At 43.4% G+C, this 16,056-nt stretch carries 17 protein-coding genes and 1 other annotated feature; of the genes, 13 read left to right on the top strand and 4 right to left on the bottom strand.

Going from position 1 to position 16,056, the window contains the following annotated elements; all coding sequences use genetic code 11:
* Nucleotides 1-10: 10 nt before the first annotated feature.
* From recD2 to C6344_RS08000, 4 genes are all read left to right on the top strand, one after another.
* Entirely contained in the window at nucleotides 11-2,395 is a 2,385-nt protein-coding gene (gene recD2 / locus C6344_RS08015) for an SF1B family DNA helicase RecD2 (protein WP_060596861.1), read from the top strand.
* 74 nt (nucleotides 2,396-2,469) lie between these two features.
* Nucleotides 2,470-2,988: a PRC-barrel domain-containing protein gene (locus C6344_RS08010; RefSeq protein WP_045209900.1), complete on the top strand. Its 519-nt coding sequence runs from the start codon at nucleotides 2,470-2,472 to the stop codon at nucleotides 2,986-2,988.
* A 13-nt stretch (nucleotides 2,989-3,001) separates the two neighbouring features.
* On the top strand, nucleotides 3,002-3,193 hold the full coding sequence (locus C6344_RS08005; RefSeq protein WP_003216308.1) for a hypothetical protein: 192 nt from the start codon (nucleotides 3,002-3,004) through the stop codon (nucleotides 3,191-3,193).
* Between the two features lie 20 nt (nucleotides 3,194-3,213).
* On the top strand, nucleotides 3,214-3,345 hold the full coding sequence (locus tag C6344_RS08000) for a YrzQ family protein (RefSeq protein WP_003216198.1): 132 nt from the start codon (nucleotides 3,214-3,216) through the stop codon (nucleotides 3,343-3,345).
* 35 nt (nucleotides 3,346-3,380) lie between these two features.
* On the opposite strand, the gene C6344_RS07995 is transcribed toward C6344_RS08000, so the two are convergent.
* The 4 genes from C6344_RS07995 to C6344_RS07980 all read right to left on the bottom strand — a co-directional run bounded on the left by C6344_RS07995 (nucleotide 3,381) and on the right by C6344_RS07980 (nucleotide 6,332).
* The gene (locus C6344_RS07995; protein WP_003216394.1) at nucleotides 3,381-4,031 is read right to left on the bottom strand and encodes an amino acid ABC transporter permease; all 651 of its coding nucleotides are present in this window, start codon (nucleotides 4,029-4,031) and stop codon (nucleotides 3,381-3,383) included.
* A gap of 15 nt (nucleotides 4,032-4,046) precedes the next feature.
* Nucleotides 4,047-4,700 (bottom strand): amino acid ABC transporter permease, encoded by a 654-nt coding sequence (locus C6344_RS07990; protein WP_060596859.1) that lies wholly within the window; start codon nucleotides 4,698-4,700, stop codon nucleotides 4,047-4,049.
* An 80-nt stretch (nucleotides 4,701-4,780) separates the two neighbouring features.
* Nucleotides 4,781-5,590 carry a transporter substrate-binding domain-containing protein gene (locus tag C6344_RS07985; protein ID WP_106072859.1) on the bottom strand — a complete coding sequence of 270 codons (810 nt, stop codon included), beginning with the start codon at nucleotides 5,588-5,590 and terminating at the stop codon, nucleotides 4,781-4,783.
* 13 nt (nucleotides 5,591-5,603) lie between these two features.
* Entirely contained in the window at nucleotides 5,604-6,332 is a 729-nt protein-coding gene (locus tag C6344_RS07980; RefSeq protein ID WP_060596857.1) for an amino acid ABC transporter ATP-binding protein, read from the bottom strand.
* A gap of 167 nt (nucleotides 6,333-6,499) precedes the next feature.
* Here C6344_RS07980 and C6344_RS07975 point away from each other — a divergent pair, with 167 nt between their 5' ends.
* The 9 genes from C6344_RS07975 (at nucleotide 6,500) to mltG (ending at nucleotide 16,016) form a co-directional block, all read left to right on the top strand.
* A complete protein-coding gene (locus tag C6344_RS07975) occupies nucleotides 6,500-7,564 on the top strand; it encodes an AI-2E family transporter (protein ID WP_106036921.1) in 1,065 nt (354 codons plus the stop codon).
* A gap of 43 nt (nucleotides 7,565-7,607) precedes the next feature.
* Nucleotides 7,608-7,816, top strand: a binding site (T-box leader).
* 80 nt (nucleotides 7,817-7,896) lie between these two features.
* Nucleotides 7,897-10,533: an alanine--tRNA ligase gene (gene alaS, locus C6344_RS07970; RefSeq protein ID WP_106048529.1), complete on the top strand. Its 2,637-nt coding sequence runs from the start codon at nucleotides 7,897-7,899 to the stop codon at nucleotides 10,531-10,533.
* 89 nt (nucleotides 10,534-10,622) lie between these two features.
* Entirely contained in the window at nucleotides 10,623-10,889 is a 267-nt protein-coding gene (locus C6344_RS07965) for an IreB family regulatory phosphoprotein (RefSeq protein ID WP_024718370.1), read from the top strand.
* A 3-nt stretch (nucleotides 10,890-10,892) separates the two neighbouring features.
* Nucleotides 10,893-11,309: a Holliday junction resolvase RuvX gene (gene ruvX, locus C6344_RS07960; RefSeq protein WP_034661502.1), complete on the top strand. Its 417-nt coding sequence runs from the start codon at nucleotides 10,893-10,895 to the stop codon at nucleotides 11,307-11,309.
* Nucleotides 11,310-11,324: 15 nt separating this feature from the next.
* Complete coding sequence (locus C6344_RS07955) at nucleotides 11,325-11,609, top strand: DUF1292 domain-containing protein (RefSeq protein WP_034321391.1); 285 nt, start codon at nucleotides 11,325-11,327, stop codon at nucleotides 11,607-11,609.
* A 151-nt stretch (nucleotides 11,610-11,760) separates the two neighbouring features.
* Nucleotides 11,761-12,330: a biotin transporter BioY gene (locus C6344_RS07950; RefSeq protein ID WP_223251059.1), complete on the top strand. Its 570-nt coding sequence runs from the start codon at nucleotides 11,761-11,763 to the stop codon at nucleotides 12,328-12,330.
* The gene (locus C6344_RS07945; protein WP_106036919.1) at nucleotides 12,327-13,784 is read left to right on the top strand and encodes an acyl-CoA synthetase; all 1,458 of its coding nucleotides are present in this window, start codon (nucleotides 12,327-12,329) and stop codon (nucleotides 13,782-13,784) included. The genes C6344_RS07950 and C6344_RS07945 overlap by 4 nt, the downstream gene beginning before the upstream one ends.
* Nucleotides 13,772-14,860 carry an acetyl-CoA C-acyltransferase gene (locus C6344_RS07940; RefSeq protein WP_106072858.1) on the top strand — a complete coding sequence of 363 codons (1,089 nt, stop codon included), beginning with the start codon at nucleotides 13,772-13,774 and terminating at the stop codon, nucleotides 14,858-14,860. The genes C6344_RS07945 and C6344_RS07940 overlap by 13 nt, the downstream gene beginning before the upstream one ends.
* Nucleotides 14,861-14,933: 73 nt before the next feature.
* Nucleotides 14,934-16,016, top strand: a complete 1,083-nt coding sequence (gene mltG, locus C6344_RS07935; protein ID WP_106036918.1) for an endolytic transglycosylase MltG — start codon at nucleotides 14,934-14,936, stop codon at nucleotides 16,014-16,016.
* Nucleotides 16,017-16,056 lie beyond the last annotated feature (40 nt).

Below are 16,056 nucleotides of genomic sequence, written 5' to 3'. Positions count from 1 at the left end.
GGGAAGACCTGTGCAGGAACATCCAGATCAAATGAAGCTTGAGGACGAACCGTTTTTAAAGGGGACAGTTCAAGCCGTTATTTTCCATAATGAAAGTAATTTATACTCGGTGTTAAAGGTGAAAGTCATTGAAACATCGGAAAACTTAGAGGAAAAAACAGCATCTGTCACAGGCTACTTCCCAGCACTTCATGAGGAAGAAACTTACACCTTCTATGGCAAAGTCACAAGCCATCCGAAATTTGGTGAACAGTTTCAGGCCACTCATTTTCAAAAGGAAGTACCGACAACGAAGCAAGGAATCATTCATTATCTCTCAAGTGATTTATTTGAGGGGATAGGGAAAAAGACGGCGGAAGAAATTGTGGGGCAGCTTGGCAACCAGACGCTTCATAAAATTATGCGTGACCCAGCTGTTTTGTATGATGTTCCGCGCTTATCAAAAAAGAAGGCAGATAAGCTGGCTGCAGCGCTCCAGGAACATCAAGGATTGGAACAAATCATGATCAGCCTGAATCAATATGGCTTTGGTCCTCAGCTCAGCATGAAGATATACCAAGTGTACGAGAGTGAAACGCTGCAAAAGATTGAGGAAAACCCGTATCAGCTCGTCAAGGATGTCGAAGGGATCGGATTTATTAAGGCGGATGAGCTTGGCGCTAGAACCGGCATCTCAGGAAATGACCCAGAGCGAATCCGTGCAGCCCTGCTTTATACAGTCGAAACAGCAAGTCTTCAGGACGGTCATACGTACATACAAACGAAAGATTTGATCGTTGAAACCCGCAAGCTGCTCAATCAGACAGGCAATGAGTACAAAGTGACGGAAATGGATGTCGCCAATCAGATCATTGCACTTGGCGAAGGGAAAGAGATGATCATTGAAGATGAGCGCTGCTATCATCCGTCCTTATTTTATGCGGAGCAAAGTGTCGCCAAACGAATACAAAAAATCGTCTCCCAAACGGAATATGCAGATCAATTCCCTGAATCAGAATTCCTGCTCGCACTTGGCGAGCTCGAGGAACGGCTGGGCGTCCAGTATGCGCCGACACAAAAGGAAGCGATTCAAAAGGCACTCATGTCCCCGATGCTGCTTTTAACAGGCGGACCTGGGACTGGGAAGACAACGGTCATTAAAGGGATTGTTGAGCTTTACAGCGATCTTCACGGTGTATCTCTTGATCCGAGTGATTACAAAAAAGATGAATCCTTTCCATTTGTGCTTGCGGCGCCAACTGGACGAGCAGCTAAACGGATGACAGAATCAACAGGGCTTCCAGCTGTAACCATTCACCGTTTGCTCGGCTGGAACGGATCAGAGGGCTTTTCGCATGATGAGGAACAGCCGATTGAAGGAAAGCTTGTCATCATTGATGAATCAAGTATGCTGGATATTTGGCTTGCGAATCACTTGTTTAAAGCGATTCCTGATCATATCCAAGTGATCATGGTAGGAGATGAACATCAGCTTCCATCTGTCGGACCAGGCCAAGTGTTAAGGGATTTACTTGCCTCACAAGCCGTACCAGCTGTTACACTGACAGATATTTACCGGCAGGCAGACGGCTCCAGCATTGTTGAACTTGCACATGATATGAAAAATGGCGTCCTGCCAAAAGATATTACCGCACGTTCAAAGGATCGATCTTTCATAAAATGCTCAGCTGATCAAATGAAAGAAGTGATTGAGAAAGTCGTCAGCAATGCTGCTCAAAAAGGCTATTCAGCAAAAGACATTCAAGTGCTTGCGCCAATGTATAAAGGGAAAGCAGGCATTAATGAGCTCAATAAAATGCTGCAGCACATTTTGAATCCAAAAAAACCAAAGGGCAGAGAAATCCCGTTTGGTGATGTGGTGTACCGGACCGGTGATAAAGTGCTTCAGCTTGTGAATCAGCCGGAAAATAATATTTTTAACGGTGATATCGGCGAAATTGTCTCGATTTTTTATGCGAAAGAAAACACGGAAAAAGAAGACATGGCTGTGATCTCCTTTGATGGGAATGAAATCACCTTTACAAAAAAGGATTTTCATCAATTTACACATGCCTATTGCTGCTCCATCCACAAATCACAAGGCAGTGAATTCCCAATCGTTGTGCTGCCAGTCGTGAGAAGCTACTACAGAATGCTGCGGCGAAATCTGCTGTACACAGCTATTACACGAAGTAAAAAGTTTTTAATCCTGTGCGGCGAGGAATCAGCGCTGGAGTGGGGTGTGAAAAACAATGAGGATTCGCTCAGACAAACGTCCTTAACGATGCGGCTGATGCAAACTGATGAAGTTATGGATGCGGAGCTTGCAGCGCTCCAAAAAGAGCTTCCGTTTAGCGTACATGACGCAAATATTGGCATGGAGGGAATCACTCCGTTTGATTTTATGCATGAATAAAAGGCTTCCATACGGGAGCCTTTTTAGCGTGAAAAGAAATCCTCATATTACGTTCATGGAAGCCATTTCTTCGTATGAGTATCGAAGCAAACGCACACGATAAGACTGTTCCGCAAAAGGTGGTTGAGCACATTTTGAGAACATGTCGAGAGCTTGAAGGAATGTCAATCTATACAGGTGAGCTGTCTCATTCACTTGGTTCCATTAAAGATATTTGCTTATTAGCCGGAGGCAGCTGCGGAGGATATGTGTTAGATGGGAAAAAGAAAGACTGTGCACTCATTCCATTCTCTGCTGGTGATCAGCTGACAGACAAAGGCTTATATGTGAGCTGCCAGGAGGGAGTAGGCATGGATTCCTCTGCCCCATCCTTCTTATTTTCGAAATTGAAAAAGAAAATGATGCAGTCACCTGAGGGTGAAAATTTAGGCATTTTGGAAGATGTATACTTTTGCACAAATTCGGGCACAATCGTAGCATATGAACTCTCGGACGGCTTCTTTACAGAGCTATCAGGGATTCGAAAACAGCTGCAGGCTGCCGGAACCTTGATCAACGTTCAAAAGGAAGCACTTGTTCTAAACCGAACGTAAAGAGGTGCTGATTATGCTCATTTGCCCAAATTGCAAATGTAAAGACATCGGAAAAATTGGGGTCAATCAATATTATTGCTGGGGCTGTTTTATTGAATTGACGCTGTCAAAAGGCAAAATATCTACACACCAAGTGGAAGAAGACGGGACACTAAGCAGCTTAGATGATCTGTTTAGTGATGATGAACGTTCAATTCAACTATAAGTGTTAAGGGGGAATTTCGAATGGGCAAAATGACTTCTTCACTATTAACGCTTGGTGCAGGTGCACTCGCATATCACTTTGCAAGTCGATATGATATGCCATCAAAGCGGGATATGAAAAAGCTAAGAAAACGTGTTATGAGAATGATGTAAACAAAAAGGCATCCGCCAAAAGCGGATGTCCTTTTTTACGCCTGCCTGTATTCTAATCGGCGTGCAAGTAGTGATAAGCTGAAATTGACGACAAAATACATCATCGCCGCTAATAGGAAAATGGGCAGTAAGTAAGATTGGCTCTGACCGTTTAATATTTGAGCGTGATGCAATAGTTCTGGAAGTGCAATGACAACAGCAAGCGACGTATCTTTTAAAAGAGAGATGAATTGACTGACAATTGGCGGCACCATTCGGCGTAAAGCCTGCGGCATAATAATCATTTTTAACGTTTGAATATAGGTTAAACCAGAAGACCTGGCTGCTTCGATCTGCCCCTTATCAATTGATTTTAAACCGCTTCGAATAATTTCTGACAGCATCGCTGATTCAAATACGGTTAAAGCTGCAATAGCCGAGGCTGTAATGCTCAGCTTAATGCCGATTTCGGGCAGTGCAAAATACGTAAAAAAGATGATCAATAAGAGCGGCAGGTTTCGAATGGTTTCTACGACGACTGCAAGTATCTTTGATAAAACCGGAATTTGAGCGAACCGCAATGTGCCAATGACTAATCCAATGAGAAAGCTCAAAATGATGGAGATAAAAGCCACTTTTAAGGTGACAGCAAATCCTTCAAGTAAAAAGGCGAGATGATCAGGCTGGTAGGCACCTAGAAAATCCATGGTGTTTCCTCCTTTCTAGTGGCTTCTTGCTAATCTTTTTTCTAAATAACCAACGCCTATACTGAGCGGAATCGTTAATAGCAGATAGAACATGGCAACAAAGATGTAGACATCAAATGTCACAAATGTTCTAGAAGCGATGAGGTCTCCTTGATACATGAGATCAAACCCTGCAATGACACCTAAAATAGAGGAGTTTTTGACAAGGTTAATAAATTGATTCCCAAGAGGGGGAATGACAATTTTAATCGCTTGCGGCAGAATGATATACCGCATCGTCCCGCCATAGGATAGACCTGAAGCGCGGGCGGCTTCCATTTGTCCAAGCGGTACAGCTTGTATCCCTGCGCGAATGGCTTCAGCAATAAAGGCAGAAGTATAAATGGCAAGGGCAATGGTGCCAGCGGTGAAGCCATCTGCTACAATACCTAGCACGGGTAAACCAAAGAAGAAAACGAATGTGATCAATAATAACGGAATATTCCGAATAAATTCCACATAAGCCGTTCCTAACCAGTTGAGCGGCCTGAGTGGCGCAATTCTCATAATGGCAATGAGTGTACCGATCAAAAAGCTTCCAATCAAAGCAATGACACTTGCACCAATGGTATATTTAAAGCCTTCTACATAAAGATTGAAGTTTTCAGTGAGAATGGAAAACCGCAGCAATCAGTTCACTTCCTTCCTGATCAACAGGGGAGCCAATGAGCGGCTCACCCTAAGATAATAGGTCTTAACAAGTCAAACGGTTATTCTTTGATCCATTTTTGATGAATCTTGTCATACTCTCCATTGTCTTTTAAGCTTTTTAGGGCTTTATTGATCGCAGTTGTTAATTCCTGATCCCCTTTCTTTACAGCAATGCCATAAGGCTCATCTGTAAAGGTGCCGCCGACGACTTCGTAATTTGAATCCTCATCTGCCATACCAAATAAGATCGCATTATCAGTTGTCAGCACTTGCCCTTGGTTTGATTTTAAAGCTGTAAAAGCTTCCTGATAGTTCTCAAATTCTAATACAGACGCTTCAGGTGCTTTTTCGCGGATATTTTGAGAAGAAGTAGATCCTTTCACTGCAAGCACTTTCGTCCCTTTTTTAAGATCATCAATCGATTGAATGTCGCTTCCTTTTTTCACAAGCAGTGATTGTCCTGCTTCAAAGTAAACATCTGAGAAATTGACTTCTTTTTTACGCTCTTCGGTAATCGTCATGGTTGCGACGATCGCATGAATATCTCCTTTTTGCAGTAAAGGAATTCTCGTTTTCGATGTCACTTCTTTGAATTCTGCTTTTCCTTCATCACCGAGCATTTCCTTTGCGATGGCTTTTGCTATATCGATATCAAATCCTTCGATATCTCCGCTGCTAGGATTTTTTAGACCGAAGAGACGTGTATCATTCTTGACCCCGAATATGATTTTTTTGTCTTTCTGAATGGCTTCTAAAGAGCTTCCTTGCTTTGCATTCGTCGAGCCTTTTTCAGCAGAGCCGCAAGCAGCTAAAGCGGCAATACAGCAAGTCATAAAGAGTAGTAGGCCAAAGCGTTTCATTTTTTTCATCAAATCTTTCCCCCTAGTGATTTAAAATACGGCTTAAAAAGAGCTGAGCGCGTTTCTCACGCGGTTTCTCATAAAATGCAGCCGGTGTTGACTCTTCAAGAACTCTGCCTTCATCAATAAAGACAATGCGGTCGGCCACTTCCCTGGCAAACCCCATCTCATGTGTGACGACAACCATGGTCATTCCTTCTCGGGCGAGCTGCTTCATCACATCTAGTACCTCTCCAATCATCTCTGGGTCGAGTGCCGAAGTCGGTTCGTCGAACAGCATGACCTCTGGCTTCATCGCAAGCCCTCTTGCAATGGCAACACGCTGCTGCTGTCCGCCTGAGAGTCTTGAAGGGTAGGCGTCAGCCTTATCAGGAATGCCGACTTTATGTAAATAAAATTCGGCTGTTTCCCTCGCTTCTTCCTTGCTCACCTTTTTCACCTTCATTGGTGCAAGCATAATGTTTTCAAGCACCGTTTTATGAGGATAGAGATGAAAATGCTGAAACACCATCCCGATATTTTGCCTGACAAGATTAATGTTGGTCTTCGGATGCTGAACAGGCACTTGGTTGACGAGTACCTTTCCCTCATCAATGCTTTCAAGACGATTGATGCATCTGAGCATCGTGCTTTTACCTGATCCTGAAGGACCGATGATCACGACCACCTCACCTTTTTGAATATGTAGGTTAATGTCCTTAAGTACATGGAACTGGCCATAATGCTTGTTGACTTCTTCGAATGTGATCATGAAAAACCTCCTCTTGTACATGATGGAATATTCAGTGGACATATTTTAGTGACTTTTGATGGAGCTGTATGTTTCATGTGTATTCATTTTTAACAAAGTTAGGACAAATTTTATTTACATGGATAATTGCAGAAGAAGGTTAAACAATAAGAAAAGAGGTGAAAAAGGTGAAGAAACGTCCGATCCAATTTCTGTTATATGCTGCAGGGGTCCTGCTTGTCCTTGCATCCTTGCTCATTTTACTGCAGCTCGACGAGTTATGGATGCCTATTTTTTTGTTGTTAAAGGCGGTTCTGATTCCGCTTCTCATTGCTATTTTTATTTCTTATCTGCTTTATCCGATAGTGGAAAGATTGCACGCAGGGGGCTTACCAAGGACTGTTAGTCTCTTATTGATTTATGTACTGTTTTTTGGCGGGATTGGGCTTGCGGTTTATAAAGGGGCACCTGTCATGATTAAGCAGTTAAATGAGCTGTCAGAACAAATTCCTGTGCTTGCTGAAACGTATAATGGCGCCTTATCTCATATTCATCGTCATACTAGCCATTGGCCCGACGGACTTCACGACAGGCTGGACCGTTTGATTGTCCAATCGGAGACATATGCAGCTAACGGCGCTGAGCGGATGATTCTTAGCTGTAAAGTATTACTTGATTACGCATTAGTTGCAGCGCTCATTCCTTTTCTTGTTTTTTATATGGTGAAGGACATGAATACGATGAAGCGGGCTGCATGGTATTTAACGCCGCCCTCATTTCGAAAGAGGGGGCATGCGTTTGTGAAAGCAGTTGATGAATCGCTTGGTAATTATATTAGAGGGCAGCTGCTTGTCTGTTCCTTAATCGGCGGTGCAGCAGCCATTGTGCTCTGGCTGTTTCATATCCCGTATCCGCTTGTCCTTGGTATGCTGATTGGCGCAACGAATGTCATTCCGTATTTTGGACCGATTATTGGCGCAATTCCCGCTGTCTTTATCGCGTTTACCATCTCGGTCAAATCGGTTATTATTGTGCTGATTACAGTAGCAGTGCTGCAATTTTTAGAAAGCAACGTCCTCAGCCCGATCATCGTAGGGAGAAGCCTTCATATGCATCCTGTCGTCATTATGCTTGTCTTGCTCGCAGGAGGAGAGTTATTTGGCTTAATTGGGATGATTTTAGCGGTACCTACAGCTGCTATAATCAGGGTGATCATTGTGCAATATATCCTCATGAGACGAAGCGTTCATTGACAAGAGGAGCCGAGTTGTCTATAATAATTTCGATTCATACATACTGAATTCAATGACGGACCCGAGTACGTTAAAAAGCTGTTGCAGAGAGAGGCTTTATTTTGCTGAGAAAAGCCTTATCAGACCTTTAACGGAAGCTAGTCCCGAGTGCAGATAAACACTGCCGCTCTCTTCCGGCGTTATCGGATGTGAAGGTGATAGACGAATAGGTCTATAATCAGGGTGGTACCGCGAGAGCATCTCGTCCCTGTGTAAGTCGTTTTGTGCTTGCATAGGGCGGGATGTTTTTTCGTTTGTGTGGAGATTGATGAATGATAAGGGAGGATTTTTGAATGAAAACTTTAACTTCAGCTCAAGTACGCCAAATGTTTTTAGACTTTTTTAAAGAAAAAGGACATGCTGTAGAACCGAGTGCGTCACTCGTACCGCATGACGATCCGACACTTTTGTGGATTAACAGCGGCGTGGCAACATTAAAGAAATACTTTGATGGCCGCGTCGTACCTGAAAATCCGCGTATTTGCAACGCGCAAAAATCAATTCGTACAAATGATATTGAAAATGTAGGAAAGACAGCACGCCATCATACGTTCTTTGAAATGCTCGGCAACTTCTCTATTGGTGATTATTTTAAAGAAGAAGCGATTGAATGGGCGTGGGAATTCCTCACAAGTGACGAGTGGATTGGCTTTAACCCGAATTTGTTATCTGTCACTGTCCATCCAGAGGACGAAGAGGCGTATGTTCTATGGAGAGATAAAATCGGTGTTCCTGAAGAACGTATTATTCGTCTTGAAGGAAACTTCTGGGATATTGGCGAGGGCCCAAGTGGACCGAATACGGAAATTTTCTATGACCGCGGCGAATCATACGGTGACGACATGAACGATCCAGAATTATATCCTGGCGGAGAAAATGAGCGTTATCTAGAAGTGTGGAACCTTGTGTTCTCTGAATTTAACCATAATCCAGATGGGTCATACACGCCGCTGCCGAAGAAAAACATTGATACAGGGATGGGTCTTGAACGAATGGTATCCGTCATTCAAAACGTGCCAACGAACTTTGATACAGATCTATTCATGCCGATTATTCGTGCAGTTGAGACCATTTCTGGAGAAAGTTATGGCGAGACAAAGGAAAAGGATACAGCATTCAAAGTCATTGCTGACCACATCCGGACGGTTGCCTTTGCTGTAAGTGATGGAGCGCTTCCTTCCAATGAAGGCCGCGGGTATGTGTTAAGACGTTTGCTTCGCCGTGCCGTGCGTTATGCAAAAACCATTCACATCCATCGCCCGTTTATGTTTGACCTAGTTCCAGTTGTGGCGGAAATCATGAAGGATTTCTACCCAGATGTACAAGCAAAAGAAGAATTTATTGCGAAAGTCATCAAAAATGAAGAAGAACGTTTCCATGAAACACTGAACGAAGGGTTAGCCATCTTGTCAGAAGTCATCAAAAAAGAAAGAGACAAAGGCAACACGCAGATTTCAGGTGAAGATGTCTTTAAACTGTATGACACGTATGGATTCCCTGTTGAGCTGACAGAAGAATACGCAGAAGATGAGAACATGACAGTGGATCGAGAAGGCTTCCAGGCTGAGATGGAGAAGCAGCGTGAACGCGCAAGAAATGCGAGACAAGATGTCGGCAGTATGCAGGTTCAAGGCGGCGCTCTAGGAGATATTAAAGTAGAAAGTACATTCGTTGGCTACGAAAATCTAACGGCAGATGCCCATATTGTCGAATTGCTTCAAAATGGTGAAATTGTCACAGAAGCACATGAAGGCGATACGGTACAAATCTTGTTAGATGAAACACCTTTCTATGCGGAAAGCGGCGGACAAGTGGCTGATAAAGGAACATTAAAAAGCGCTGAAGTCATCATCGACATTAAAGATGTGAAAAAGGCGCCAAACGGTCAGCATGTCCATGAGGGAGTGGTTGTAAGCGGTACAGCCAAAAAAGGACTTGAAGTCACTGCAAAAGTGGAATCAGCTCTTCGAAAAGGCATTGTGAAAAACCATACAGCGACACATCTTTTGCATCAGGCGCTAAAAGATGTATTGGGCAGCCACGTGAACCAAGCGGGATCATTGGTGAATGAAAACAGACTTCGCTTTGACTTCTCTCACTTTGGACAAGTGACAAAAGAAGAATTGTCTCAGATTGAAAAAATCGTGAACGAAAAAATCTGGGAAGGCATCTCTGTTGCGATTGACCTGAAGCCGATTGCTGAAGCAAAAGAAATGGGTGCAATGGCGCTCTTTGGCGAGAAGTATGGCGATATTGTCCGCGTGGTCCAGGTAGGCGATTACAGCATCGAGCTATGCGGCGGCTGTCACGTGCAAAACACGGCGGAAATCGGGTTGTTTAAAATTGCGTCTGAATCGGGTATTGGTGCTGGAACACGCCGGATTGAGGCTGTGACTGGTAAAGGTGCATACGAAGAATTAAATGACCAGCTGGCCATTTTAGAACAGGCAGCAAGTGAGCTGAAGTCAAATACGAAAGACGTACCAAAACGTATCGCCGCATTGCAGGCAGATTTAAAAGAGGCTCAAAGAGAAAACGAATCTCTTCTTGCAAAATTAAGCCAGGCTGAAGCAGGCTCTATTTTAGAGAAAGTGACAGAAATCGGCGGAGTGAAAGTGTTAACTGAAAAAGTAAACGCGAAAGACATGAACCATTTAAGAACAATGGTTGATGACTTAAAAGCCAAATTAGGATCAGCTGTCATTGTGCTCGGAGCCGTTCAAAACGGAAAAGTAAACATTTCAGCAGGAGTGACAAAAGACGTCATCGAAAAAGGTCTGCATGCAGGGAAACTTGTAAAGCAGGCAGCTGAAATCTGCGGCGGAGGCGGAGGCGGACGTCCAGACATGGCACAAGCAGGCGGTAAACAACCGGAAAAGCTAGAAGAAGCACTGGCAACTGTCGAAGAATCTGTCAAATCCGTTTTATAATCAGGCGATGTAGTGTAGAATAATGGTATTAGATGAGCGGTTAGAAAAAAGCTTGCTAGTAGAATGTTGGAAGAGAGGTGCAAGAAGCAGTGAGTTCATTTGATAAGACAATGAAGTTTAACTTCTCTGATGATTCAGCTGAAACCAATGTGAATGAAGTGCTCATTACAGTATATGACGCACTCCAAGAAAAAGGATACAACCCGATCAATCAAATTGTCGGATACTTGCTGTCAGGCGACCCTGCTTATATTCCAAGACATCAGGATGCACGCAACCTAATTCGTAAACTAGAACGAGACGAATTAATTGAGGAATTGGTTAAATCGTACTTAGAGACACATAAAGAGGCGTAAAACATGAGAATTTTAGGCTTGGATTTAGGCACGAAAACCCTTGGTGTTGCGATCAGTGATGAAATGGGATGGACAGCGCAAGGGATAGAAACAATTAAAATTGATGAAGCAGGCGGAGACTTCGGTCTCAGCCGCCTGTCTGAGATCGTCGCGCAATACGGAACGGATAAAATCGTACTTGGCTTTCCAAAAAATATGAACGGTACGGTCGGTCCTAGAGGCGAAGCCAGCCAATTATTTGCGAAAGTGTTAGAAAACACGTACAATGTTCCTGTTGTGCTTTGGGACGAGCGTCTGTCGACAATGGCAGCGGAAAAAATGCTCATCTCTGCAGATGTGAGCAGACAAAAGCGTAAAAAAGTCATTGATAAAATGGCGGCTGTTATGATCCTGCAAGGGTATTTAGACAGCTTAAATTAAAATGAGGTGAATCAAATGGAACACGGAGAAAAGCAAATTACAATCGTTGATGATAATGGAAATGAACAGCTTTGCGAAGTACTATTTACTTTTGAAAGCGACCATTTTAACAAATCATATGTTCTTTACTACCCAATTTCTGAGCAAGACAATGAAGAAATTGAAATTCATGCATCAAGCTTCACGCCGAACGAAGACGGTGAAGATGGCGAGCTAGAGCCTATTGAAACGGATGAAGAGTGGGACATGATTGAAGAAACGTTAAATACGTTCTTAGATCAAGAAGAAGACGAAGAATAGAACGAATAAAAGGCCTGTGAACGGATCTTGGTGATCTTTCTTCACAGGTCTTTTTTTACGATCAATATGTTAACTTTATTTTATTTTATGTTGACATAATAAGCTGTACCTTTTACTCTAATTTTAATAACGAATTGAGTGAGGGGCATGAATGTTGAAAATTCAAGATATGATGCAAATGGCGTTAATGACAGCGGTTATCGGAATGTTAGGGTTGATCCCGCCGATTTTACTTACGTTTACACCTGTACCAATCACATTGCAAACGGCAGGTCTTTTGCTTGCTGGGGGGCTGTTAAAACCAAAACAGGCACTGATCAGTTTACTTCTGTTCCTCTTGGTTGTGGCAGCAGGCGCACCTCTTTTGTCTGGTGGGAGAGGCGGAATTGGAGTCTTTTTTGGGCCAAGCGGAGGTTTTTTATTAGCTTATCCAGTGGCTGCTCTTATGATCAGTTTTTGGCTGAACCGACTAAAAAAAGTGACCGCTCTGCGTCTTTTTATGATCTTTGCGGTATGCAGTATTGGAATTTTGTATCTATGCGGCATTCCTTTTCAAGCCATGATGATGGATATAAAGGTCACTCAGGCAGCTCTTCTTAGTCTGATTTATATTCCAGGTGATCTCATCAAAGCGGGCATGTGTGCCGTTCTCACGGTGAAAATCATTGAGGCCATGTCATATCGAAAAAGGGATGTGCATAAAGGGAGGCGTGCGGTTTGAACAGAATAACGGATAGCTATGCATTACATGCAGAAATGAACCCAGATCATATCGCCATCATTGATGGAAAAGAAAGGGTCACTTATCAAGAGTGGTATGAACGTGTCCAGACATCGGCACAATGGCTACAACGAACGGCTCATGAGAAAAAAAGAGTCGCTTTTTTATTATCAAATGGTGCTTCTTTCTTGCAAATATTTGCTGGCGCTGCTTGTGCAGGGTGGACAGCTATCCCGCTTGATCCGAGATGGGGCCATGAGGAATGTGTAGAAAAGCTCTTGTTAAGTGAGGCAGCTCTCGTCATTATAGAGGATCGATATATGAAAAGATTTGAAAAACACAGCGTAGACATGCCGGTTTTTTCTTTATCTGAATGGAAGGAAAGAATGAGCCTGATCACACAAGGTAACAAAAGCGACAGCGAGAACGACCCTGTCTTTTATATGGGATTTACGTCAGGATCAACGGGTTCACCTAAAGCCTTTATCAGGCGTCAGCAGTCATGGATCGAAAGCTTTCGAACGACAGCGGTTACATTTGGAATCACTCATCAAGATCATGTTCTTATAGCAGGCACACTCTTATCCTCTCACTTTTTATATGGTGCCATCAGTACCCTATACTTTGGCGGCACAGTGACGCTTTTAGAAAAATTCACGCCAGTGAAAGCAAAGAAAGCTTTAGAGACAGGAGACATCACTGTTATGTATACTGTCCCGACAATGACAGAATCGTTACTGCAAATTAATGTTTTTGAGGGAGATAACCCGCTTCTTGTCATATCATCCGGAGCAGATTGGGGCATCTCATCAAAAAAACAACTTGTCACCAACTATCCGCATGTCACTTTTTTTGATTTTTACGGCACATCAGAGTTAAGCTTTGTTTCCTACTTATCTTCAAATGACTTTCTGCAAAAACCTTCTTCTGTCGGACGACTCTTTTCTTCCATTCAAGTTGAAGTGAGGCGGGCCGATCAATCTGTCTGCCAGCCAAATGAGACAGGAAGAATTTATGTGAAGAGCCCAATGTCTTTTTCAGGCTACTTACATGAGGTGAAACCGCCGGAGGAGTGGCTGACAGTTTATGATATGGGCTGGATGGATGAAGACGGCTATTTGTATATGAGCGGCCGTGAGAATGGCATGATCGTCTATGGGGGGCTGAATATTTTTCCGGAGGAAATTGAACGCGTGCTAAATGAACAGCCCGAGGTGAAGCGGTCGATTGTGGTTGGCGTTCCTGACCCATATTGGGGTGAAATTCCTGTTGCCATTATTGAAGAAGGACAGCAGACAAAGACGGTTCGGCAAGCTGTCAAAGAAAAATTGGCTGCCTACAAGATGCCTAAAAAATGGCTTGTCATTGATCAAATGATTGAAACATCTGGGGGAAAAATAGCACGTGCCAGCATGAAAAAGTGGGCGGAGGAGCAGTTGTCATGCAAGCAGTAATCGTACAAGCAAAACGGACACCCTTCGGTGATAAAAACGGGATGCTGAAGGATTATCGTCCAGAGCAATTAGCCGCGCCCCTTATTCAGCATTTGTCTCAAGGGATGACGCCGGACGACGTCATATTAGGCAATGTTGTAGGAGGCGGCGGAAATATGGCCCGTCTGTCCTCATTAGAAGCAGGGCTTTCTTTGCACGTTCCTGGTATGACGATTGATAGGCAGTGTGCCTCTGGTCTTGAAGCAATCCGAACAGCTTGCGTCATGGTTCAATCAGGGGAAGGCTCAATGTATATCGCTGGCGGGACTGAGAGCATTTCCAGATCACCAATGAAAGAAAGAGCCCGCTTTTCACCTGAATGGATAGGAGATCCGGCTATGGGCGAAGCAGCAGAGCTGACCGCCTCGAGATTTTCTGTGACAAGAAAAGAACAAGATGATTATGCGCAATTAAGCTGGGAAAGAAGTATAGACGCAATCAAACGTGGTACATATTCAGAGGAAATTGTTTCGATTAGCGGACTGAGCATTGATGAAGCGGCCGCTAAAATAAGACCGATGAAGAAGCTGATCCAGCGGGCAAAGCCTGTATTTTCACCGGGAAAAGGATCTGTGACTGCCGCCAATAGCTGCAAAGAAGCAGACGGGGCAGCAGCGGTCGTTGTGATGGAAAGAGCGTTAGCGGAGGCGAATGATTTTCAGCCGATGCTGCGATATGCTGGAAGTGCTGTGACGGCGATGCATCCACATTTTCCAGCTGCTGCGCCGATTGATGCGATCAAGAAACTTCTAGATCAAGAGAAAATTAAGGCAGAGGATGTAGCGCTGTTTGAAATCAATGAAGCCTTTGCTCTGAAAATAGCGTTGATTGCTCGTACGCTTGGTATTCCTTATGACCGGATCAATAAAAGAGGCGGTGCACTTTGTCTTGGTCATCCATACAGCGCATCGGGAGCTGCTATGATGGTGAGACTATTTTACGAAGCACGCGCTTTACCAAATGGAAGCTATGTCATGGCTGCTATTGGAAGCGGTGGCGGCGTTGGTTTAGCCGTATTATGTCAAGTTCTGTCATGAGATGCATGAGCAAGTAATTGCCGAACTCCGTCGAATCATGTACTATAAAAGCTAGATGTGAGGAGGGCCATGCATGTTTTCAGAACAAAAGAAACGACCATTTTTTAAAAGAAAAATGGGGATCGTCCTGTTATCTGTTCTTGCTGTCATCATCATTGCAGCATTATCAGGCTTTTTATATGTTAAATCAGCACTTGGACCGGTCGATCAAAAAAGCAAACAAACGATTAATATTCATATTCCAAATGGGACATCTGTCCGTGAGATTGCGGGCATTTTAAAAGAAAATGGGCTCATTTCGAATGACACGATTTTCACTTATTATGCAAAATACAAAAATGCGTCCGGATTTAAAGCGGGGTATTTTCATTTAAAACAAACGATGGACGCAGACAAGCTGATTCAAAAGCTGACATCTGGAGGGACAGACTACGCCTTTCAGCTTGTGATTCCAGAAGGAAAACAGCTGTCTGATATTGCGGCGATTATTGCAAACCAGACGCATTTTTCAGCCAAGGAAGTGGAAGCAAAGCTTGATGATCCTGCGTTTATTCAAACGTTAATGAAAAAATATCCGAAAACGGTGACATCACAGGTAAATGGCAAACAGGTGAAACATCCGTTAGAAGGTTATTTATTCCCTGCGACGTATCCATTTTATCGCGAGGATGAATCACTCGAAACGATCATTGAAACAATGATTAAACAAACAGATCAATACGTGAAAACGTATGAAAAAGACATGAAAAAGACAAACATGTCCATACATGATGTGTTAACGATGGCATCACTGATTGAAATGGAAGCGACGGAAAAGACGGATCGAGCAAAAATCTCCAGTGTATTTTATAACCGGTTGAAAAAGGACATGCCGCTTCAAACCGACCCAACCGTTCTTTATGCACTGGGTGAGCATAAATCGCGCGTTTATTACAAAGACCTTAAGGTGAAATCTCCTTATAATACGTATAATAACAAGGGGCTGCCGCCTGGACCTATTGCAAATGCTGGTGAATCTTCATGGAAAGCGGCACTGCATCCAGAGAAAACGGATTATGTGTATTTCCTTGCGAAGAAAAATGGAGAAGTCGTCTTTACGAAAACGTTAAATGAGCACAACAAAGCGAAAGCAAAATACATCACAGGCAGTAATTAATGTACATGTGAATCGAAAAAGACTGTAGACAATACAAGAT

The sequence above is a fragment of the Bacillus sp. GBSW19 genome, assembly GCF_002998655.1.
Lineage (GTDB): Bacteria > Bacillota > Bacilli > Bacillales > Bacillaceae > Bacillus.
This window is presented reverse-complemented; position numbering and strand designations above follow the sequence as displayed.